This window comes from Nocardia sp. CNS-044, from assembly GCF_059570515.1.
The window spans coordinates 338,978-360,355 of the sequence record NZ_JCANSX010000010.1; the positions used below are offsets into that span (position 1 = coordinate 338,978).

The 21,378-nt window shown below is 69.0% G+C and carries 15 protein-coding genes; 13 read left to right on the forward strand and 2 right to left on the reverse strand.

Annotated features, from left to right (window positions below; translation table 11 throughout):
* Window positions 1-9: 9 nt before the first annotated feature.
* Together T333_RS27510 and T333_RS27515 are read right to left on the reverse strand one after the other, a co-directional pair.
* Entirely contained in the window at window positions 10-936 is a 927-nt protein-coding gene (locus T333_RS27510) for a metallophosphoesterase family protein (RefSeq protein WP_355003536.1), read from the reverse strand.
* On the reverse strand, window positions 933-7,391 hold the full coding sequence (locus T333_RS27515) for an SDR family NAD(P)-dependent oxidoreductase (RefSeq protein WP_496426306.1): 6,459 nt from the start codon (window positions 7,389-7,391) through the stop codon (window positions 933-935). Before T333_RS27515 ends, T333_RS27510 begins: the two co-directional genes overlap by 4 nt.
* Window positions 7,392-7,777: 386 nt before the next feature.
* On the opposite strand from T333_RS27515, the gene T333_RS27520 reads away from it, so the two are divergent.
* From T333_RS27520 to T333_RS27580, 13 genes are all read left to right on the forward strand, one after another.
* Window positions 7,778-8,221, forward strand: a complete 444-nt coding sequence (locus T333_RS27520) for a type II toxin-antitoxin system Rv0910 family toxin (RefSeq protein ID WP_355003538.1) — start codon at window positions 7,778-7,780, stop codon at window positions 8,219-8,221.
* Window positions 8,222-8,255: 34 nt separating this feature from the next.
* Window positions 8,256-8,945 (forward strand): ABC transporter ATP-binding protein, encoded by a 690-nt coding sequence (locus tag T333_RS27525; protein ID WP_355003539.1) that lies wholly within the window; start codon window positions 8,256-8,258, stop codon window positions 8,943-8,945.
* Window positions 8,942-11,437 (forward strand): ABC transporter permease, encoded by a 2,496-nt coding sequence (locus tag T333_RS27530; protein WP_496426307.1) that lies wholly within the window; start codon window positions 8,942-8,944, stop codon window positions 11,435-11,437. The genes T333_RS27525 and T333_RS27530 overlap by 4 nt, the downstream gene beginning before the upstream one ends.
* An 18-nt stretch (window positions 11,438-11,455) precedes the next feature.
* The gene (locus tag T333_RS27535; RefSeq protein ID WP_355003541.1) at window positions 11,456-11,953 is read left to right on the forward strand and encodes a WKL family lipoprotein; all 498 of its coding nucleotides are present in this window, start codon (window positions 11,456-11,458) and stop codon (window positions 11,951-11,953) included.
* A 97-nt stretch (window positions 11,954-12,050) separates the two neighbouring features.
* The gene (locus T333_RS27540; RefSeq protein ID WP_496426308.1) at window positions 12,051-13,547 is read left to right on the forward strand and encodes a sulfatase family protein; all 1,497 of its coding nucleotides are present in this window, start codon (window positions 12,051-12,053) and stop codon (window positions 13,545-13,547) included.
* Between the two features lie 133 nt (window positions 13,548-13,680).
* Window positions 13,681-14,052, forward strand: a complete 372-nt coding sequence (locus T333_RS27545) for a hydrogenase maturation nickel metallochaperone HypA/HybF (protein ID WP_355003543.1) — start codon at window positions 13,681-13,683, stop codon at window positions 14,050-14,052.
* Window positions 14,013-14,876 carry a hydrogenase nickel incorporation protein HypB gene (gene hypB / locus T333_RS27550; protein ID WP_496426309.1) on the forward strand — a complete coding sequence of 288 codons (864 nt, stop codon included), beginning with the start codon at window positions 14,013-14,015 and terminating at the stop codon, window positions 14,874-14,876. The genes T333_RS27545 and hypB overlap by 40 nt, the downstream gene beginning before the upstream one ends.
* Window positions 14,877-14,959: 83 nt before the next feature.
* Window positions 14,960-16,015, forward strand: a complete 1,056-nt coding sequence (locus tag T333_RS27555) for an NADH-quinone oxidoreductase subunit B family protein (protein WP_355003545.1) — start codon at window positions 14,960-14,962, stop codon at window positions 16,013-16,015.
* Between the two features lie 10 nt (window positions 16,016-16,025).
* Window positions 16,026-17,822, forward strand: coding sequence for a nickel-dependent hydrogenase large subunit (locus tag T333_RS27560; RefSeq protein ID WP_357246797.1), 1,797 nt, complete (start codon window positions 16,026-16,028; stop codon window positions 17,820-17,822).
* A 3-nt stretch (window positions 17,823-17,825) separates the two neighbouring features.
* A complete protein-coding gene (locus T333_RS27565) occupies window positions 17,826-18,749 on the forward strand; it encodes a NifU family protein (protein WP_355003547.1) in 924 nt (307 codons plus the stop codon).
* Window positions 18,746-19,378, forward strand: a complete 633-nt coding sequence (locus T333_RS27570; protein ID WP_357246791.1) for a DUF5947 family protein — start codon at window positions 18,746-18,748, stop codon at window positions 19,376-19,378. Before T333_RS27565 ends, T333_RS27570 begins: the two co-directional genes overlap by 4 nt.
* Window positions 19,375-20,022, forward strand: coding sequence for a DUF6084 family protein (locus T333_RS27575; protein WP_355003549.1), 648 nt, complete (start codon window positions 19,375-19,377; stop codon window positions 20,020-20,022). Before T333_RS27570 ends, T333_RS27575 begins: the two co-directional genes overlap by 4 nt.
* Window positions 20,019-21,371, forward strand: a complete 1,353-nt coding sequence (locus T333_RS27580) for a hypothetical protein (RefSeq protein ID WP_496426310.1) — start codon at window positions 20,019-20,021, stop codon at window positions 21,369-21,371. The genes T333_RS27575 and T333_RS27580 overlap by 4 nt, the downstream gene beginning before the upstream one ends.
* The last annotated feature ends 7 nt before the right edge of the window (window positions 21,372-21,378 follow it).

Here is a 21,378-nt window from a genome sequence, read left to right on the forward strand (position 1 = left end):
GTCGCCTCCTCACTTGCCGACCGAAGTACGGCGGGCCATCGAGCGCGCCAGCCGCAAGGCTCGATCGGCGGAGCGCCGACCGAGACGACCGGCCGGACGCGCGAGATCCGCGGGCTCCGGAACGATCTGGCGCAACAGCGGATCGGGCAGACCACGCGTTCGCCATTCGCGCGGATAGCCGACGGAGACCTCCTCGAACCGCACCCCGTCGAAGTAGTCGGTCCTGCGGATGTGCAGGTGCCCGTACACCACGCACCGCACGTTGTAGCGGCGATGCCATTCAGCGGTGAGCTCGGTGCCGCACCACATCGCGAACTCCGCACGCAGCAGCCGCTCGACCGGCCCGCGGATCAGCGGGAAGTGGTTGATCAGCACCAGCGGCACCGCGGGATCGAGGGCGTCGAGCCTGCGACGTGTGTACTCCACGCGCCGTCGGCACCACTGCTCCCGCGACTCGTGCGGCGCGTGGTCGAGCAGCTGCTCGTCCGTCGCCACCGTGCCCCGGGCCTCGGCCAGCGCCAGGCCTTCGTCCTTGGTCCGCGTCCCTCGGGGCAGGAAGGTGTAGTCGTACAGCAGGAACATCGGCGCGAGCACAGCTGGTCCGCCGGGACCGGTCCATACCGGATACCGATCCTCCGGCGTCACCACGTCGATCTCCCGGCAGATCTCGACGAGGCGCCGATATCGTCCCTCGCCGCGCTGCGAGACCGGATCGCGCGCGGTGGTCCACAGGTCGTGATTGCCGGGGACCCACACGACTTTCTCGAATCGTTCGCGCAGCGTGGACAGTGCCCGCCGCTGTGCTTCGGGCTTCTCCGCGACGTCGCCCGCCACAATCAACCAGTCACCGCGCGAGGTGGGCCGGATGCGGTCGAGCAGGTCCCGGTTGCCGGGATGACCGAGGTGCAGGTCGCTGACGGCGAGTACTGCGTTCACAGCACCGCGCCACTGACGGCGCCGATCCGGCCGACCGCGGTGGTGAGGCGGCGCAGCAGATCCTCGGGGACCTCGCGGTCCTCGTGCAGCGCCGCCAGCCGATCGAGCAGCATCTCCACCTCGGCGACGATCGGGTCGCTGAGTTCCGCGTCCTGCGGGGTGACCTGTTCGAGCACATGCCTGGCCAGCAGGTTCACCGTCGGATACTGGAAGATCACCGAATTCGCCAGCTTCACACCGGTCATCGCCCTCAGGTGCGCGCCGAGTTCGATGGAACTGAGCGAGTCGATGCCCAGCTCGGTGAATTCGCGATCCGGCTGTACGGCGTCGGGTGAGGAGTAGCCGAGCACCATCGAGATCGGGGTCTTGAGCAACTCGACCACCACCTCGTGCTGCTCGGCCGGACTCAGGCCCGACAGCCGCTTGGCCAGCTGCGACGCGTCGCCCATCTGCTGGGTGGCGCGCGGCCTCGTGTGCAGCAGCGCCCGGAAGAACGGTGGCAGTTCGGCCACCGAGGCGGCCACCCGCAGCAGCGACAGGTCCATCCCGATCGGCAGCACGTTCGGCCTGCCAGTCTGCAGTGCGGCGTCGAACAGTGCGAGTGCCTGGCCGGTCGGGATCGGGGTCACGCCCATCCTGCGCAGCCGGGCTCGATCCTTCTCGTCGAGCTTGCCGGTGTTGGAGGTGTCCTCGGACCACCAGCCCCAGGCCATCGACGTGGCGGGCAGCCCGCGGTGGTAGCGGTGCCGGGCCAGGGTGTCCAGGAAGACGTTGGCCGCACCGTAGTTGGCTTGACCGGCGTTGCCGAAAGTGCCCGCGGCCGAGGAGAAGAGCACGAACATCGACAGGTCCGCGCCTTCGGTCAGCTCGTGCAGGTACCACGCGCCGCCGGCCTTGGCGGGCAGGACCTTGTCCAGGTGCTCGTCGGTGAGCGCGTCGAAGGTCGCGTCGGCGAGTGCGGCCGCCAGATGGATCACCGCGCCGAGGGGATGGTCGGCGGGCACGGCGTCGAGCACCGCCCGCAAGGCGTCGCGATCACCGGCGTCGCATTGTGCGACGGTGACCCGGGCCCCCGCTTCGGCGAGCTCGGCGACCAGTTCGGCGACCCCTTCGGCCTGCTCCCCGCTGCGGCTGGTCAGGATCAGATGCCTTGCGCCATACGCCGAGACCAAGTGGCGGGCGATGATGGCGCCGATGGTCCCCGTCCCACCGGTGATCAGCACCGTGTCGTCCGGATCGAAGGGCTTCGGCCAGGTGAGCACCACCTTGCCGATGTGCTCGGCCTCGCTGAGATACCGGACGGCGGTCGCGGCATGGCGAACGTCGAAGCGGGTCAGCGGCAAAGGCGCGAGGTCGCCGCGCTCGAACAGGTCGGCGAGCTCGGCGAGCAGACCGGCCAGCGTGTCCACGGCCAGATCGCCCAGCTCGAAGGAGGCGTAGTCGGTTCCGTGCGCGGCGCGCACCTCGTCGGGATCGCGGACGACGTCCCTGGCGATCTCGACGAATCTGCCGGCACCGCCGAGCAATCCGAGGGAGTGCTCGGTGAATGTGTCCGGCAGCAGATCGAGTACGACGTCGAAGCCGCCCGCGGCGGCGAACCGCGCGGCGAACCCGTCGGATCGCGAGTCCGCGATCCGGTCGTCGCCGAAGCCCATCCCCCGCAACGCGTCCCACTTCGGCTCGGCCGCGGTGGCGTAGCTGTCCAAGCCCAGATGCGCGGCGATGTTCAGCGCGGCCATGCCGACGCCGCCGGTGGCCGCGTGGACGAGCACCTTCTCCCCGCGGCGGGCGCCCGCGACATCGCGCAACGCGTGCAGCGCCGTCACATAGCCGACCGGCGCGGCGGCCGCCTGCGCGAACGACCACGCGGCGGGGACCGGCGCGAGCAGTCGCTGATCGACGACCGCTGTCGCGGCGATCTCGCCGAACAAGCCGAAAACCCGTGCGCCGGGCGCGAATCGGGTGACGTCCGGCGCCGTCGCGACAACCACGCCCGCCGCTTCGTGCACCAGGCGAGCGGGCCGTCCGGCGGGTGCGTCGAGGCCGGTCAACGCGACCGGGAAGGACAACCCGGCCGCCCGGACCGAGACGACGACGGTTCCCGGCGCGAGCGCGGAGCCGTCGGGTTCGGCCGACTCGGACAGCGCAATGTCGTCGAGATTGCCGGAAGCCGGGATCTCGAGCCGCCACGGACCGGCCAGCCGAGTCCCCTGCGCCACCGCGGATTCGAGTCCCGAGCGGATCCGGCGGGCGTAGAAGTCGCCGCGGCGCACGGCCAGCTCGGGTTCGTCGGTGTGCAGCGCCGCGGCGATCTGCCCGAGCGAGATCCCGGCTTCGTCCACGTCGATCTGCACGATGCGGTCCTGATACTCGGACTGGGCGCTGCGCACCAGCGCCCAGACGGTCGCGCCGACCATGTCGGAGATGTCCTCGGCGGCGCCGACCGACTGCACGCCGCGCGCGAGGACGACCAGTTTCGTCTCGGTGAAGCGTTCGTCGGCGAGCCACTCCTGCACCAGTTTCAGCACCGCCGCCAGTTCGGAGCGCACCATCTGGTTCAGGTGCGCGCCCGGCTCACCGCCCACGGACGCCGCCATGCGCGGCAGCAGCACGACCTTCGGCGCCGCGGCGCCCGCCGCCATGTCCGCGCGCAACGCGTCGAGATCGGGATACGACGGAAGTTCCGCCTCGCCCGAGATGCCGAGCGGAGGCTCTCCGACGATCACCCATTCACCCTGGGCCGCGGCGAAGTTCACCCGCTGCACGGGAGTGGCCAGCCACTCGACGCCGAACAACGAGTCCTGCCGTTCCGCCAGCCCGCGGGTGGCGAGCTTGCCGACGGACACCGAGCGAACCTGCAACGTGCCCGCGGCGACCACCTTGCCGGTCGTGTCGGCGAGCACCCACCGCACCCGATCCGCGCCCGCCGGTGTCAGTTTGCAGCGCAGTGCGCGGGCGCCGACGGCACGCAGCTCCACCCGTTCCCACGCGAACGGCAGGGCCAGGCTGCCCGGTTCGGACGGCAGCAGCGCCGCGGAGGCGGCGACGGACTGCATCGCGGCGTCCAACAGCGCCGGATGCAGGCCGTACTTGTCCGCGTCCGGAACCTGCTCGGGCAGCGCGACTTCGGCGAAAACGTCTTCACCCCGCTTCCAGACCGCCTTCATGCCCTGGAAGACCGGACCGTACTGGTAGCCGAGGGCGGCCAGGGTCTGGTACGCGTTCGCGGGCTCGACCACCGACTGCGCGCCGACCGGCGGCCAGAGTTCCAGGCCGGGCGCCTCGGTGTCGTCGGGCTTGCCCGCCGCGCTGAGCTGGCCGTCGGCGTGCAGACTCCACTCGACCTGCCCCGGCGCCTCGTCGGTGTTCTCCGGCCGCGAGTAGATCGCGACCTTCCTGCGTCCGGATCGCTCGAGCTCGCCGACGGTCAGCTGGAGCTGCACCGCGCCTTCGGCGGGCAGCGTCACCGGCGTGTACATGGTCAGCTTCGCCACCCGCGGGGTGCCGAGCTTGTCGCCCGCGTGCAGGGCCAGTTCGAGCAGCATCGCGCCGGGAACGAGGACGTTGCCGTGCAGCGCGTGATCGGCCAGCCAGCCGTGCGTCGCCAGCGAAAGGCGGGTGCTGAACAGGAATCGGTCGGCGCCGGGGTTCTCGGCGACGGCGCCCAGCAGGGGATGCCCGGCATCGGCCAGACCCAGCCCGCTCGGCTTGCCGCCGCCGGAACCCGCGACGCTCGACAGCCAGTACTTCTGACGCTGAAAGGCGTAGGTGGGCAGGGGAACCGACCGCGCGGCGCCCGCCGGGTAGAGCCGCGACCAGTCGGGCGAGACACCCTTGACGTGGGCTTCGGCGACCGAGGTGAGGAAGCGCTCCATGCCGGCGTCCTCGCGCTTCAGCGAGCCGACGATCAAGCAGGACTCGGCGAACGGCCCGACATGATCGAGCGACTCGTGCACGGCCGAGGTGAGGACCGGATTGACGCTCATCTCGATGAAGGCGTTGTATCCGGACTGGAAGGCGGCCTGCAGTCCCTCGTCGAATTGGACGGGCTCGCGCAGATTGCGGAACCAGTACTCCGGACCCAGGTTCGCGGTGTCCAACTCGTCGGCGGTCACGGTCGAGAAGAAGCGGATCGGGGCCGAGCGCGGCGAGACCGAGCGCACGGCGGCCTCGAGCTGCTCGCGCAGCGGGTCCACGTGATCGGTGTGCGCGGCGTAGTCGACCGGAATGATCTTGGCGCGCAGACCGTCCCGCTCCGCCGCCGCGACGACTCGCGCGACCGCCTCGGCCCCACCGGCGATCACCGTGGTGGCGGGCGAGTTGATCGCCGCGATATGGATGTCCTCGACGCCGCTCATGAGCTCGCGCACCCGCGCCGCCGGTGCGTTGATCGATGCCATGCCGCCGGACCCGGGAAGCGCGCGCAACGGCTTGCTGCGCATGGTCACGATCCGCGCGGCATCGGCGAGCGAGAGCGCGCCCGCCACATACGCCGCGGCCACCTCGCCCTGCGAATGGCCCAGTACCGCTTCGGGTTCGATGCCGACCGACCGCCACAGCGCCGCCAGCGCCACCATGGTCGCGAACAGCGCGGGCTGCACCACGTCGACACGGTCGAGCGTCGGCGCGCCGTCGACCTCGTTCAGCACATCGGTCAACGACCAGTCGACGAACTCGGCGAACGCTTCTTCGCAGGCGCGAATCTCGGCGGCGAACACCGGGGACTCGCGCATCAGCCGCGCGCCCATTCCCGCGTACTGCGCGCCCTGACCGGGAAACACGAAGCACACCCGGCGATCGGGCAGCGACTGCCCACGAATCGGGCCCACCGGTCGGCTTTCCGCCACCGCGGCGAGTCCGGCGAGCGCGTCGACGCGATTGGCGCCGAGCACGACCGCGCGATGCTCGAACGCGGTCCGGGTCGTGCCGAGTGCGTAACCGAGGTCGTGCAGCCCGAACTCGGGATGGTCCTTGATATGGCGGGCGAGCGCGCCCGCCTGGGCGGCCAGGGCTTCCGGCGTCCGGCCCGAGACCGGCAAGACGGCGGTAGGCAACGCCGCGTCGGCGGGTCGCGCCGGTTCGGCGGGCGCGGGCGGGGCCTGTTCGAGAATGACGTGGGCGTTGGTGCCCGCGATGCCGAACGACGACACGCCCGCCCGGCGCGGCCGGTCACGCTCCGGCCAGGCCACGGTCTCGACCGGGACCTCGATGGCGCCGCTCGACCAGTCGACGGCCGAGGTCGGTTCGGCGAAATTGACGGTGCCAGGCACAGCCGCGCGGCGCATGGACTCGACGACCTTGATGACACCCGCCGCACCCGCGGCGGCCTGGGTGTGTCCGAAGTTGCCTTTGATCGAGCCGAGCAGCAACGGCTTGCCGTCCGGGCGCCGCGGGCCGAAAGTGTCGAACAGCGCGGCCAATTCGATCGGATCGCCCACCGGCGTACCGGTGCCGTGCCCCTCGACCATGTCGATGTCGTCCGGCCCGAGGCCGGCGTCGGCCAGCGCCGCGCCGATCAGTTTGCGCTGCGCCTCGGTACTCGGGACGGTGAGCCCCTTCGTCGCTCCGTCCTGGTTGATCGCGCCGCCGCGCAGCACGGCCAGCACTTCGTGACCGTTGCGCCGCGCGTCGGAAAGCCGTTCCAGCACAAGGACCGCCACGCCTTCGGACATGCAGAATCCGTCCGCGTCGGCGGAATAGGGCCTGCTTCGGCCTTCCTTGGAGATGGCGCCGTGCTGGCCGAGCGCGTAGAAGCCGGTGAGCGTGGACATGATCGAGACGCCGCCGGCCAGCGCGAGAGAGCATTCGCCGGACTTCAGCGCCCGCGCGGCCAGGTGCATCGCGACGAGCGAGGACGAGCAGGCCGTGTCCACGCTCATCGTCGGGCCTTGCAGGCCGAGGATGTAGGAAACGCGTCCCGACAGCACGCTCTGGCTGACGCCGAGCGACACATAGCCCGGGTCGAGATCCTTTTGTCCTGGAATGAGGTAGGCGTAGTCGCCGCCCATCGCGCCGATGTAGACGCCGGTGTCGCTGCCGCGCAACCGATCGGCGTCGATCCGCGCGTCTTCGATTGCCTGCCAGGCGGTTTCGAGGACCATCCGCTGCTGCGGATCCATGGCCTTCGCCTCGCGTGGGCTGATTCCGAAGAACTCCGGATCGAATTGCCCCGGCTCGTCGATGAATCCGCCCATCGGCGCCATCGCGGCGGCGACCTCGGGCGACGCCATGTCCGCCAGCTCGGTCATCGCCCGGTCACCGGGGAATTTGCTGGAGGTGTGCTTTCCCGCGACCAGGAACTGCCACAAGGATTCTGGCGAATCGATTCCACCAGGAAACCTGCATGCCATTCCCACGATGCCGACAGAATCGTCCGAAAAAGAATCGCGCGTCATAAACGCCCCCGTATCGATAATCCATGCCCTATCGGCACAAGTGAATGAACATGACCCCATGCGAGAGAAGAATCCCGGAAATCTTTCCCCACCACGTCCGGCGCCGGAAAGGATACCCCCACAGCGTCGGCAAGATCGACGGTCCACGCGTCGGACCCCGATGTCGCGACGAATCTAACACCAGTTTTCGCCGTCCGCAACGGATCCCGGCGACGCTTTCGGCGATAGCTTCGCGCTATTCCATAACGCCTTCATGCCATTAGTTTTTCGTTACTGTTACCGCCAGTCACTAGCACGCTGCGGTCCCATATGTAATCCTCGATTCATTCGCGCCGTGAAGCGCCGAGTCCGGGCATGCCCGACGCGTCACGGGGACCGGCGCGTACTGTCACATTGGGGGGCTTCGTATCCCCCCACGCTCGGCGAAATACCTTTGGGAGGGGTTAATGGCCGGCTTCGAGATAACGCAAGAGCTGGACGTCAGCGCCACGCAGATCTACTCGATCATCGCCGACACCGGCACCTGGGGCGATTGGTTCATGATGCACGACGGCTTTTTGGAAGACCCGCCCGAACACATGACCGTGAACTCCACACTCGTGCAGAGCATCCGCATGCTCGGCATGACGCACCGGCTGGAGCTGACCATCACCGCGTTCAAACCGCCTATGCAGCTGGTGTTCTCGGGAAGCAGCCCCGCTGGGGTGTCGTGCGAGTTCAGCTTCGGGATCCAGCGCATCCCCGGCGGCTGCAGCCTGACCATCGCGGGCGATTTCGCGGGCCCGATGGTGAACGGCCAGCTCGGGCAGGTGATCGAGCGGGACGCCAGGCAACTGCTCACCGACTCGATGCACAAGCTCGAGGCGATGACCGGATCGGCGGGCCGATGACACCGGGAGCTGTCGCGGCGGCCGGGAGGTGCGAGTGCTCGCGTTGAGCGACGTCGTCCGTACCTATCACCTCGGCAGCCAGAGCGTGCGCGCACTCGATGGTGTGAGCATGAAAATGGAAGCGGGACAGTTCGTCTCGATCGTCGGCCCGTCCGGCGCTGGCAAGAGCACCCTGCTGCACCTGCTCGGCGCGCTGGATCGCCCGGACGAGGGCTCCATTCGGTTCCGCGACGAGGAGCTCGCGCACCTCGACGACGACCGGCAGTCCCGATTCCGGCGTCACCACGTGGGATTCGTGTTCCAGTTCTTCAATCTGCTTCCGACGCTGTCCGCGTGGGAGAACGTCGCCGTACCGAGACTGCTGGACGGCACCCGGCTGCGCGCCGCCCGCACCCGAGCACTGGAGCTGTTGGATCTCGTCGGCCTCGGCGACCGCGCCGAGCACCGCCCCGCGGAACTGTCCGGCGGCCAGATGCAGCGGGTGGCCCTGGCGCGGGCGCTGATGATGGATCCGCCGCTGATCCTGGCCGACGAACCGACGGGCAATCTGGACTCCAAGACCGGCGCCGACATCCTGGCCTTGCTCGCCGACATCGCGCACGCCGAGGATCGCGCGGTGGCCATGGTCACCCACAATCCGGACGCGGCGGCCGCCACCGATCGGATCATCGGCTTGGCCGACGGCCGCATCGTCACCGACGAACTCGCGGCGGGTTCGCGATGAGGACGGTCGTCGATCGGTGGCGGCTGTTCGGCTTTCGCGAGTTCGCTGTCCACCGCAGCCGCGCCCTCGCGTCGGCGACGGTGACGGCGGTGTCGGCGGCGTTCCTCGTCGCGGTCTTCGGCATCTTCGGTTCGCTGACCGGATCCGTCGATCGGCTCGTCGGCGGCCTGGCCGGCTCCGCGACCCTGGAGGTGTCCGGCATCACCGACACCGGGTTCCCCGCCGCGGTGCACGCCGCTGTCGCCGGAGTCCCGGGTGTCGGCACCGCCGTGCCGATGGTGCGCGACGTCGTTCCCACCCCCGCGGGGGACGTGCTGCTGATCGGCACCGATATGAGCGCCACCGCGCTGGAAAGCGATCTGCAACGGGCGCTGCAAACGCACCTGAACGCCCTCGCCGCCACTCCCAACGGTGTCATCGTCGGCACCGGAGTCGGTGCGGCAGCGGGTGATTCACTCCTGCTGGCCAGTACCGAGGTCACCGTCGCCGGTGTGGTGCGCGACGGAAGGGCGGCGCGTCTCAACGAGGGCCGCTTCGTGCTGGCGGCCCTGCCCGTCGCCCAGCGGGTGACCGGTCACGCCGACCGCATCGATTCGGTCCTGATCGTTCCCGCCGCCGGAGCGGACGGCGCCGCCGTGCGCGCGGCGGTCGAGGACGCGGTGGACGGCCGCGCCGTGGTGGCCGCGCCGAGCCTGCGAGCGGTGCAGGCGGGCAACGGAATCCGGATACTGCAGTACATGATGCTGATGGGGGCGGCGCTGGCGTTCATCGTGGCCGCGTTCCTCATCTACACCACGGTGACGATGGCGATCGCCCAACGCCGGGCGACCATCTCGATGCTGCGCGCCGTAGGCGGCCGCGGGCGGACGCTGGTGGCCGATCTGCTCGTCGAGGCGTTTTTGGTCGGCGCGATCGGCGGCCTGATCGGGTCGGCGCTCGGAGCCGTACTCGGCCGTCTGGCGGTCGGCACCCTGCCCGCGGCGCTCATGCAGTCGGTGGAGGCGCGGACGGTGTACATCCTTCCGCTGTACGCGATTCCGGTCGCGGTCCTCGCCGCGGCCGGTACCAGCGTGGCCGCCTCGGCGGTCGCCGCGCGGCAGGTGTACAAGGTGTCGCCCGTCGAGGCGCTCGCTCCGGTCGGCGCGTCCACCGCGGACCGTATTCCGGCCTGGCTGCGGTGGGGCGCGGCGGTCTCCGCGATCGGGTCGGTGACGATCGCGGTCGGGCTCGCGGTGCTGCGGCTCGGCGAATTCCTGTGGTCCGGGATCGCGCTGTCGATGTTCTTCGGCGCGAGCGTCACGCTGTGCTTCGCGCTGTCCGAGCAGCTGGTCCGAGCCGCTACCGCGGTGGCACGGCGTCTCGGCCACGCGGGCGAGCTGGCTGCGGCGACGCTCGAGCGCGCGCCGCGGCGGGTCTGGGCGACCCTCATGACGGTCTTCATGGCGGTCGCGGTCACCGTGACCATCACCGGCTCGAACGGGGATCTGCTCGGGTCGGTGCGCGATTCGGTGACACCCGCGGGCGGTGTCGACGTCTGGGTGGCTTCGCACTCGCCCGACCAGCTGCCCACCGGCCCCACGCTGCCGGACGACCTCGCCCCCACGATCGCCGGACTTCCGGGCGTGGCGCGGGTCAGCGAAGGGCAAGTCGCGTACGCGACGCTGGGCGAACACAAGATCGCGCTACACGGACTCGGCGAGAACGCGGCCAGCCCGCTGTTCGACGACCTCGATCCGCGGACCCGCGCCGACATCGTCGCCGGACGCGGCGTCGTGCTCTCCAGGGATCTGAGTCGCACCCTCGAACTCGAGGTCGGTGACGAGCTCACGCTGCGCACGCCGGGCGGAACACAGCGCACCGCAGTGCTGGCCGTCGTGCCGTACTTCACGACCCTGTCCGGCACGGCCGGCATGGGTTCGGCCCAGATGCGGGACTGGTTCGACCGGCCGGGGGCGACCGTTTTGCAGGTCGAGGGCGCCCCGGGGACCGATGCCGACCGGCTTCGCGAGTCGATCCGCGCGGTCACGCCGGATCGGGTGCACGTGTACTCCAGCGAGGAGTCCACCGCGGGCGTCGAAAGCGCCCTCCGGCAGGGCATGGCGGTGAGCAACGCCCTGTGGGTGATCGTCGCGCTCATCGCCGCGATCGCCCTGCTCACCACGCTGACCCTGTCGGTCCTGGAACGCCGCCGCGAGCTCGGTGTGCTGCGAGCGATGGGCTCGAGCCGCAAGCTCACTCTCGGCATGGTGCTGGCCGAGGCGGCGAGCGTCGGGATCATCGGCGGCGGCCTCGGGCTGTTGTTCGGCATGGCGAGCCAGTACTTCTTCGACCGGCTCAGCGTGGACATCATGAACATCGACGTGGCCTACCGGCCGAGTGCGGCGGCATTGGTCTTCGCGGTCGGCGCGGTCGCGCTGAGCTTGCTCGGCGCCGTCCCACCGGCGATCCGGGCGGCGCGTCTGGACATCATCAAGGCCGTCGGCGTCGACTGACGGCCGGAAGGAACGACCATGCGCAGGCAACCATTCCCACGCGCCCGCGTTCTCCTCGTCGCGGCGGCGATCGTCGTTGCGGGATGCGGAGATTCGGGCGGCGACTCCCCCGCCCAGCCCGCCTCCGTCAGCAGGACGCAGCAGGCGAGCGACAAGCCACCGGTCCCGCTGCCGAGCCCGGCCGAACTCAACGCTGGACTCGGCATCGCCTTGAATCCCGCCACACCGGCGGACCAGAAGCTCACCTTCGTGCAGGGGGCGGAGAACGACCCGGATCTGATCGCCCGAGTGACCGAGGCGGCCACGAAGAACGGCGTCACCATGACGGTGACGCAGGTGGAGTACACCGGCGGCGAGACCATGCAGGCCCGAGCGACGTTGTCCGTCAACGGCACACCCGTCGAGGGCCAGTCCGTGATCCCCTTCGTCGCCGAGAACGGCCGCTGGAAACTGCAGAAGGCATGGGCTTGCCAGATGCTCGCCAACGCCCAGACCACCTCCCCCAGCTGCTCCTAGGAGGGCTCGCCGCTGCACCGGGCGCTTGACTGACCTTTCGTTCGTAAGTGAAGATATCGTCAATTGCGTGTGCAGTCGGCGAAAGGTTGTGTCCCACATGCCCGAACGAACGATGGTCGGCCGCCGCGAGGTGCTCGCCATGATGGCCGCGGCGCCCGTGCTGGCGGCCGCGCCCAACCCCCGCACGGTGGCCGCGCCCTCGTCGCATCGCCCGAACATCCTGGTCGTCATGACCGACCAGGAACGCGCGGACGTCACGTTGCCGCCGGGATTCACCCTGCCCGCACGTGCCCGAATAGCGTCTACGGGAGTGCGTTTCGCCATGCACCACACCCCGACCGCGCCGTGCTCACCCGCCCGGTCGACGTTCTTCACCGGTCGGCAGGCGCCCGTCACCGGCATGCTCGACAATGTTCGCGGCAGCGAGCCGATGGGGGCGCTGCTCGGCGCGATGGAGGCGTTCAGCCCGAACCTCGACACGACCATCCCCACGCTCGGCACGGTTCTGCGCGACGCCGGGTACCGCACCGCCTACATCGGCAAATGGCATCTGTCCGATCCGGGCGGCACGGAGCTCACGGCACTGTCGCGGTACGGGTTCGACGAGGCGCTCGACATCCTGTCCGGCGGCGGGCCGAACGAGGGAATGCACGAGGATCCCGGGGTCGTCGACCATGCGGTGGACTGGCTGCGGCGACGCGCGGGCACTCCCGAGCCGTGGCTGTGCGTGGTGAGCATGGTCAACCCGCACGACATGATGTTCTGCCCGCGCTTCTACCGGCTCGAAGACGTTCCCGACTACGGCGCGGACGTACCGGCGAACTTCGAATCCGACCTGTCGACCAAACCTCGTGTGCAAACCGCTTGGCGCACAGCGAATTCCATTGTCGGCGGCGTGATGCCGGAGGAAACAGCCTCCCCGCTCGCCCAACGGCAGTGGCGGCAGTGGGGCAACTGGTACCTCGAATTGTTGCGCCGCACCGACGAATTGATCGACCGGGTGCTCGGCGCTCTCGACGACAGCGGCGCGGCCGCCGACACGGTCGTGGTCCGGGTCGCCGACCACGGGGAACTCGGTGGCGCGCACGGACTTCGGCAGAAGGGGGCGATGATCTACCGCGAGAACAACCGGGTGCCGCTGGTCATCGCCGACCCGCGCAGTCCCGGCACCCACGGGACGACCGCCACCGGCCTGACCTCGCACGTGGACCTGGTGCCCACCCTCGCCGCGCTGGCCGGAGCCTCCGCACAGGCGCTCGGCCCGGTCGCGGGCCGTGACCTGACGCCGCTGCTGGCCGATCCCGGTCGAACGGTGCGCGAGGCCCTCCTGCTGACCTCCGACGCCAAGTCCAGCGGCGGTCTGCTGCCCGGCGTCGGCTACTGCCTGCGCGGGGCGATCACCTCGCGCTACAGCTTCGCCCGATACTCCACACCGGAGAACCTGTCCGGACCGCGCGCGGAGTTCGAGTACGAGCTCTACGACCGTCAGGAGGACCCGCTCGAGCTGCGCAACCTCGCCCACGCCAGCGGCGCCGCGAACCTGGTCGCGGAGCTGAACGACCTAGTGGATTCCCTCATCGCCCAGGAGTTGTGAGGGCGGCTCACCTATCGATTCGCCGATCCGCCACCCCACCGCAGGTCGAGCGAACGGATTCTCCGATACGACTCCGCCCCATGTGCCACGGAGTAGCCTCGATAAGGGTCATATCCCAAAAGCCGAGGCCACGATGCACGAAATGGCGATAACTCGAAGTGTCGTCGACGCCGTGTGTGAGCATGCGGCGGGACGACGGGTGCACAGCGTCACCGTAGAGGTCGGCGCGCTGTGCGCGATTGTGCCCGAGGCGATGCGGTTCTGCTTCGAGCTGGCGACCGAGGAGACCGTGGCGGACGGCGCCGAGCTGGTCGTGCAGACCGTGCCCGGCGCCGCGATCTGCCGCTCCTGCGGCGCCGAGTTCGCCCTCGTCGACCTGATTCTGCTGTGTCCGTGCGGTAGCGCCGACGTCGAGATCAGGTCCGGGCGGGAGCTTCGAATCCGAACGATGGAAGTGAGCGAACCATGTGCGCGACCTGCGGATGCGGCGACTCGACAGCCATGATCACGGTCCTGCGTGACCACCCGCACGAGCACGACCCCGACCACCGGCACGACCCCGACCACCAGCACGCGCACGGCCACCACCACGAGCACGACGACGCGCACGGCCACGAGCACGCGGATCACGTGCACGTGCCGATCACCGAAACGGTGACGTTGGAGCAGAAGGTGCTGGCCAAGAACGACCGGCTGGCCCAGCACAACAGAGAACGGCTGCGGCGCGGCGGCATCGTGGCGCTCAATGTCACCAGCTCGCCGGGAGCCGGTAAGACGACGCTGCTCGAGCGGACCATCCGCGATCTCAGCGATCGCCCGGTCGCGGTCGTCGAGGGCGATCAGGAGACGCTGCTCGACGCCCAGCGAATCAAGGCGACGGGCTGCCGGGTCGTGCAGGTCAATACCGGAGCCGGTTGCCATCTCGATGCCGAAATGATGCGGCATGCCCTGGACGAGCTCGATCCCGCGCCGGGCACGCTGCTGTTCATCGAGAATGTCGGCAATTTGGTCTGCCCCGCGCTGTTCGATTTGGGCGAGCTCGCCAAGGTCGTGGTGTTCTCGGTGACCGAGGGCACGGACAAACCGCTGAAATATCCGCACATGTTCGCCGCGGCCGGATTGGTGTTGGTCAACAAAATCGACCTGATTCCCTACGTCGATTTCGATCTGGACCGGTGCGCCGAATACGCGCACTCGATCAATCCCGGCGTGCCGATCATGCCGGTCTCCGCGATCACCGGCGAGGGCTTGCCGAGCTGGTACACATGGCTTTCCGGACAGATGTCGCCGCCGTCGGCGTCCCTTGAGGAAGCCTCCAGCCCCGCCTAGACTGACGTGACGAGTGTCACATTCCGGACGGTTTTCTGAATCAGAAGCCTGTGCGGCGCTCCAGCTTCGAAAGGTGGCATCTCATGCCGACTAAAGAAGCAGTCAAAGCCGAAGAAACGCTGATCCACGTTCTCTGGATCAACGCCGGCCTCAGTTGTGACGGTGACTCGGTGGCGCTGACTGCCGCCTCCCAGCCCAGCATCGAGGAGATCGCCCTGGGTTCGCTCCCCGGTCTCCCCAAGGTTGCCGTCCATTGGCCGCTGATCGATTTCGAATGCGGTCCCAACGGTGGGGCCGACGATTTCCTGGAATGGTTCTTCCGCGCCGACCGCGGCGAACTCGAACCGTTCGTCCTCGTGGTCGAGGGATCGATCCCCAACGAGCAACTCAAAACCGAGGGTTACTGGTGCGGGTTCGGCAACAACCCCGAGACCGGCCAGCCGATGACGACCAGCGAGTGGCTGGATCGCCTCGCCCCGAAAGCCACCGCCATCGTGGCCGCCGGTACTTGCGCCACCTACGGCGGCATCCACGCCATGGCGGGCAACCCGACCGGGGCGATGGGCGTGCCGGACTACCTCGGCTGGGAGTGGCGGAGCAAGGCCGACATTCCCATCGTCTGTGTGCCGGGGTGCCCGATCCACCCGGACAACCTCTCCGAGACCCTGACCTACTTGCTCTACATGGCCACCGGCCAGGCGCCGATGATCCCGCTCGACGACGCGCTGCGGCCCAAGTGGCTGTTCGCCGCGACCGTCCACGAGGGATGCGATCGCGCCGGGTACTACGAGCAGGGCGACTTCGCCACCGAGTACGGATCGCCGAAGTGCATCGTGAAGCTCGGCTGCTGGGGTCCGGTCGTGAAATGCAATGTGCCCAAGCGCGGTTGGATCAACGGCGTCGGCGGCTGCCCCAACGTCGGCGGTATTTGCATCGGCTGCACCATGCCCGGTTTCCCGGACAAGTTCATGCCGTTCATGGACGAACCGCCCGGCGGCAAATTCTCCTCGGCGGCCTCTGGACTGTACGGGTCGGTGATCCGCAGCCTGCGCTCGGTCACCGGCCGCACCGTGGACAAGGAGCCGCGCTGGCGGCACCGCGGCGAGAAGCTGGAAACCGGCGCGACGCGCACCTGGTAGGAGGACTTCGATGACTCAGATCATTCCGGAGCCGTCACACCGCACGATCGACCCGAACGCCCTCGTGGAGATGGCGTGGGATCCGATCACCCGGATCGTCGGCAGCTTGGGTATCTACACCAAGATCGATTTCGAGAATCAGCAGGTCGTGGAGTGTCACAGCACCTCGTCGATCTTCCGCGGCTACTCCATCTTCATGAAGGGCAAGGATCCCCGCGACGCGCACTTCATCACCAGTCGCATCTGCGGCATCTGCGGCGACAACCACGCCACCTGTTCGTGTTACTGCCAGAACATGGCCTACGGCGTGCAGCCGCCGCACTTGGGCGAGTGGCTGGTCAACCTCGGCGAAGCGGCCGAGTACATGTTCGACCACAACATCTTCCAGGAGAACCTGGTCGGCGTGGACTTCTGCGAGAAGATGGTCTCCGAGACCAATCCCGGCGTGCTCGCCCGCGCCGAGCGCACCGAGGCGCCGCACGCGGAAAGCCACGGATACCGGACGATCGCCGACATCATGCGCGCGCTGAACCCGTTCAGCGGCGAGTTCTACCGCGAGGCGCTGCAAGTCAGCCGGTACACCCGCGAGATGTTCTGCCTCATGGAGGGCAGGCACGTGCATCCGTCGACGCTGTATCCGGGCGGTGTCGGCACCGTCGCCACCATCCAGCTGATGACCGACTACATGACGCGTCTGATGCGGTACGTGGAGTTCATGAAGAAGGCCGTGCCGATGCACGACGATCTGTTCGACTTCTTCTACGAGGCGCTGCCCGGCTACGACAAGGTCGGTCTGCGCCGCACGTTGCTCGGCTGCTGGGGTTCGTTCCAGGATCCCGAGTTCTGCAACTTCTCCTACAAGGACATGGAGGACTGGGGTCGCAAGATGTTCGTGACTCCCGGTGTGGTGGTGGACGGGAAACTGCTCACGACCAGCCTGGTCGACATCAACCTCGGCATCCGAATCCTGCTGGGCAGTTCGTATTACGACGACTGGACCGACCAGGAGACATTCGTGAAGACCGATCCGCTGGGCAATCCGGTGGATCGGCGCCACCCGTGGAACCAGCACACCAACCCCAAGCCGCAGAAGCGCGACTTGGAGGACAAGTACAGCTGGGTGATGTCGCCGCGCTGGTTCGACGGCACCGACCACTTGGCGCTGGACACCGGCGGCGGACCGCTGGCACGGCTGTGGTCCACGGCGCTGGCCGGCCTGGTCGACATCGGCTACGTGAAGTCGACCGGGCACAGTGTGCAGATCAACCTGCCCAAGACCGCACTGAAGGGGCCGGTCGAACTCGAATGGAAGATTCCGTCCGTCGGTAGCAACACCATCGAACGCGACCGCGCCCGCACCTACTTCCAGGCTTACGCGGCGGCCTGCGCCCTGCACTTCGCCGAGAAGGCCATCGAGGAGATCCGGGCCGGGCACACCAAGACCTGGGAGCCGTTCGAGGTGCCCGAGGAGAGCATCGGGTGCGGTTTCACCGAAGCCGTACGCGGCGTCCTCTCCCATCACATGGTGATCAGGGACGGCAAGATCGCCAACTACCACCCGTATCCGCCGACGCCGTGGAACGCCAGCCCGCGCGACAGCTTCGGCACACCGGGCCCCTACGAGGACGCGGTGCAGGGCCAGGCGATCTTCGAGGAGAACAACCGCGAGAATTTCAAGGGCATCGACATCATGCGCACCGTGCGCAGTTTCGATCCGTGCCTGCCGTGCGGCGTGCACATGTATCTCGGCAAGGGAAAGACGCTGGAGAAAGTGCACTCCCCCGCCCAGACGCTGACCCCGGAGTAGCGGATGGCGCGCCCGCAGCGGGAGATGGGAAACGGACACGGCGAGGCAGCAGTCGACGACGATCGCTGGCGCGGTGCGGGCGAACGCATCGAAACGCTGCTCGAATCGAGTTCGGTGGGCGGCGTCGCGGCCAGGGAGCGGGCCGAGGAATTGGTCCGCGAGGTCGCCGATCTCTACGGCGCGGGCCTCGAGCGCATCGTCGGCATGCTCGACGACGCGGCGCTCGAACGTCTGGCCGGCGACGACCTGATCGCGAGTCTGCTGCTCGTGCACGGGCTGCACCCGCACGACGTGGCGACGCGGGTGCGCACCGCGCTCGACAGCGTGCGGCCCTACCTCGGTTCGCACGGCGGCGACGTCTCGCTGATCGAGATCGAGGACGGGATCGTGCGGCTCGAGTTGGCGGGCAGTTGCCGCACCTGCCCGTCGTCGTCGGTGACGCTGGAATTGGCCGTGGAGGACGCGGTGCGCGCCGCCGCGCCCGAGATCGAGGCGATCGAGGTGGTCGCGGCGGCCGCGGAGACGGGCTCGGGGGTGATCGCGGCGGAGTCGTTGTTCGCGCGCGTGCACGGCCCGCAGTCCGGCAGCTGGATCGCCGTCCCCGAACTGGCGGCGATCGGGGCGGGTGAAGTCGGCGGGTTCGCGGTCGCCGGTGTCCCGGTGCTGGCCTGCCGGGTCGGCGACGAACTGTTCGTCTACCGCGACCGGTGCGGCGCCTGCGGTCGTTCGATGGCGGGCGCGGTCCTGCACCGACGCCTGGGCTTCCCCGTCGGCGACGCCGTGCTGCGTTGCCCGGCGTGCGGCGCGCATTTCGACGCGGTGCACGCCGGTGCGCGGGTCGACGGCGACGGGCACCTCGAACCGCTGCCGGTGCTGGTGCGCTCCGGTGAGCTGTCGGTGGCGGTGCCCGCGGAGGTGCCCGGATGACCTCGGCGTTCGGCGTGTTGCGCCGCCTGACCGCGCCGCGACCGCCCGCACCGGCGGGCGAGCGCTGCGAGATGTGCGCGGACCCGATCGGCGAAGCCCACCAGCACGTGGTGAATATCGAAGGCAGACAGCTGATGTGCGTCTGCCGCGGCTGCTATCTGCTGTTCACCGACCAGACCGCCGCATTGCGGTACCGCGCGGTGCCGGACCGCTACCTGTCGTTCCCGGACGTGGTCATCGACCAGGACGAGTGGGACTCGCTCGAGATCCCGGTCGGTCTGGCCTTCTTCTTCCGCAATTCGACGCTCGAGCGCACCGTCGCGTTCTATCCGAGCCCCGCGGGCGCGACCGAGTCCGAACTGCCCTTGCCACGCTGGCGCGCGATCCTGGACCGGCACCCGGAGATCGATATCGCGGCCGACGATGTCGAGGCTTTGCTGATCCGCATGCCGCACCGCGGCCGCCCCAGGGCCTGCCTGTTGTTGCCCATCGACGCCTGCTACGAGTTCGTCGGCCGGATGCGGTTGCTGTGGCGCGGGTTCGACGGCGGCCAGGAGGCGCACCACTACATCGAGGAGTTCTTCACCACGATGTCGGCGCGGGCGCGAACCGAGAGGGGCGCGCGATGAGCCCGGCCTACTCGATCACCTTCGGCGTCCTGGACATCCGGCCCGAACCGTACTCGGCGACGCCGACGCTGTCGGCGCGCGTCGGGATCGCGGCGCTGCACGAGGAGCCCGTGCACGCCATCGCGCTGCGCGCGCAGGTCAGGATCGAACCGCGCCGCCGTTCCTACACCGACGAGGAGGCGGCGGGGCTCACCGACCTCTTCGGCGCACGGGAACGGTGGCACGACACGCAGCGATCGTTCCTCTGGATGCACTGCGCGACAACGATTCCCGGGTTCACCGGCGGCGCGGAGGTGGATCTGCCGTTGCCGTGCACCTACGACTTCGAGGTCGCGGGATCGAAGTACCTGCACGCGCTGCGCGAGGGCACGGTGCCGTTGCTGTTCCTGTTCAGCGGCACCGTGTTCATCAGGGGCGCGGGCGGTTTCGCGGTGCAGCAGGTGCCGTGGGATCGCGAGGACAAGTTCGACATGCCGGTCTCGGTGTGGCACGACCTGATGGCCGCGCACTTCCCCAACTCCGGCTGGATCCGGCTGTCCCGCGAGACGCTCGACGCCCTGTCGGCCTACAAGCACGAGCGCGGGCTCCTCGGCTACGACGACGCGGTGACCAAGCTGCTCGCCTCGGCCCAGGAGTCGACGTGAGCACCCCTCGCTCGGTCCGGTCCGCGCGCGCCAGGGCGCGGGCGGTCGCCGACGCGGTCCTGTACGAGGGCTACCTGCTGTACCCGTACCGGGCGAACGCGCGAAAGAACCAGTGCCGCTGGCAATTCGGCGTCCTCGGTCCCGAGGGCGCGGCGCACGCCGGTCTCGGTGAGGATTCGATGCTGCGCGCACAGTTCCCGGTCATCGCCGACGGTGACTCCACGCTCGTCCTGAGCGTCCGGTTCCTGCAATTACAGCGGCGCACCGTCGAAGATCGCCACGGAACTCCGGTGGCCGAACTCGATGTCGGCGGGCGCATGCTGATCAGCTGGGACGAGGCGGTCGAGCACGAGATCGAGCGCGGGCCGATCCCGCTGGCGGACATCGTGTTCGATGTGTCCGTCCCGGGCGGCGTCGACGCCGAGGACGTGCACGACGCCGCGGGCGCTGTCGCGGGGCGGCTGGTGCGCACCCGGCGGCCGCTCGACGGCCGGGTCGAGGTATCGGTCGACGAGCTGCCCGGTTGTCACCGCGTCACGATCACGGTGCGCAATGTCGCCGCCGCCCAGCCGAACTCCGACGATGCCCTCGCCCACTCGCTGCTGGGCACGCATGTGATCGCCGAACTCGACGGCGGCGAGTTCGTGTCGCTGCTGGAGCCGCCGCCCGAAGCGGCCGCGGCGGTCGAACAGTGCGACAGGCACCGCTGCTTCCCGGTCCTCGCCGGGCCGCCCGGCGACCACGGTCTGCTGCTGATCTCACCGATCATCCTCTACGACCACCCGGAGATCGCCGAACAGAGCGAGGGCCCGTTGTTCGACGCGACCGAGATCGACGAGATCCTGACCCTGCGCGTGATGGGCATGACCGACGAGGAGAAAGAGCAGGCCCGCGCCACGGATCCGCTCGCGGCGCGGATCGTCGACCGCTGCGACGCCACCACGGCCGACCAGCTGAACCGGCTGCACGGCGTGCTGCGCGAACCGGCGAACCCGCCGCGCGTGCTGCCCGAGGTGCCGGACGGTGTCGACTGGTGGGACCCGTTGGCCGACAACGCCGTTCGTCCCGATGCCGACGCGGTCGCCGTCGCGGGCGTGCTGGTCAGCCGAGGCAGCCGGGTGCGTCTGCGCCCGGCGCGGCGCGCCGACGCCCACGATCTGTTCTACGACGGCGAGCTCGCGCGGGTGGTGTCGGTGCACGAGGACGTCGACGGCGACGTGCACGTCGGAGTCGTCGTCGAGAACGACCCGGCCGCCGACCTGCACGAGTGGTACGGCCGCTACCTCTACTTCGCGCCCGACGAGATCGAGCCGATCGACGGGCCTTCCGAGGAAGGACGAGACGAATGAAAGGAGA

Bases quoted from the DNA above. Each gene is read 5' to 3' on its own strand.
- T333_RS27545 (WP_355003543.1), top strand. From the start codon at position 13,681: ATGCACGAAATGGCGATAACTCGAAGTGTCGTCGACGCCGTGTGTGAG.
- T333_RS27575 (WP_355003549.1), top strand. From the start codon at position 19,375: ATGAGCCCGGCCTACTCGATCACCTTCGGCGTCCTGGACATCCGGCCC.
- T333_RS27520 (WP_355003538.1), top strand. From the start codon at position 7,778: ATGGCCGGCTTCGAGATAACGCAAGAGCTGGACGTCAGCGCCACGCAG.
- T333_RS27515 (WP_496426306.1), bottom strand. From the start codon at position 7,391: ATGGGGTCATGTTCATTCACTTGTGCCGATAGGGCATGGATTATCGAT.
- T333_RS27560 (WP_357246797.1), top strand. From the start codon at position 16,026: ATGACTCAGATCATTCCGGAGCCGTCACACCGCACGATCGACCCGAAC.
- hypB (WP_496426309.1), top strand. From the start codon at position 14,013: ATGTGCGCGACCTGCGGATGCGGCGACTCGACAGCCATGATCACGGTC.
- T333_RS27535 (WP_355003541.1), top strand. From the start codon at position 11,456: ATGCGCAGGCAACCATTCCCACGCGCCCGCGTTCTCCTCGTCGCGGCG.
- T333_RS27530 (WP_496426307.1), top strand. From the start codon at position 8,942: ATGAGGACGGTCGTCGATCGGTGGCGGCTGTTCGGCTTTCGCGAGTTC.
- T333_RS27555 (WP_355003545.1), top strand. From the start codon at position 14,960: ATGCCGACTAAAGAAGCAGTCAAAGCCGAAGAAACGCTGATCCACGTT.
- T333_RS27540 (WP_496426308.1), top strand. From the start codon at position 12,051: ATGCCCGAACGAACGATGGTCGGCCGCCGCGAGGTGCTCGCCATGATG.
- T333_RS27570 (WP_357246791.1), top strand. From the start codon at position 18,746: ATGACCTCGGCGTTCGGCGTGTTGCGCCGCCTGACCGCGCCGCGACCG.
- T333_RS27565 (WP_355003547.1), top strand. From the start codon at position 17,826: ATGGCGCGCCCGCAGCGGGAGATGGGAAACGGACACGGCGAGGCAGCA.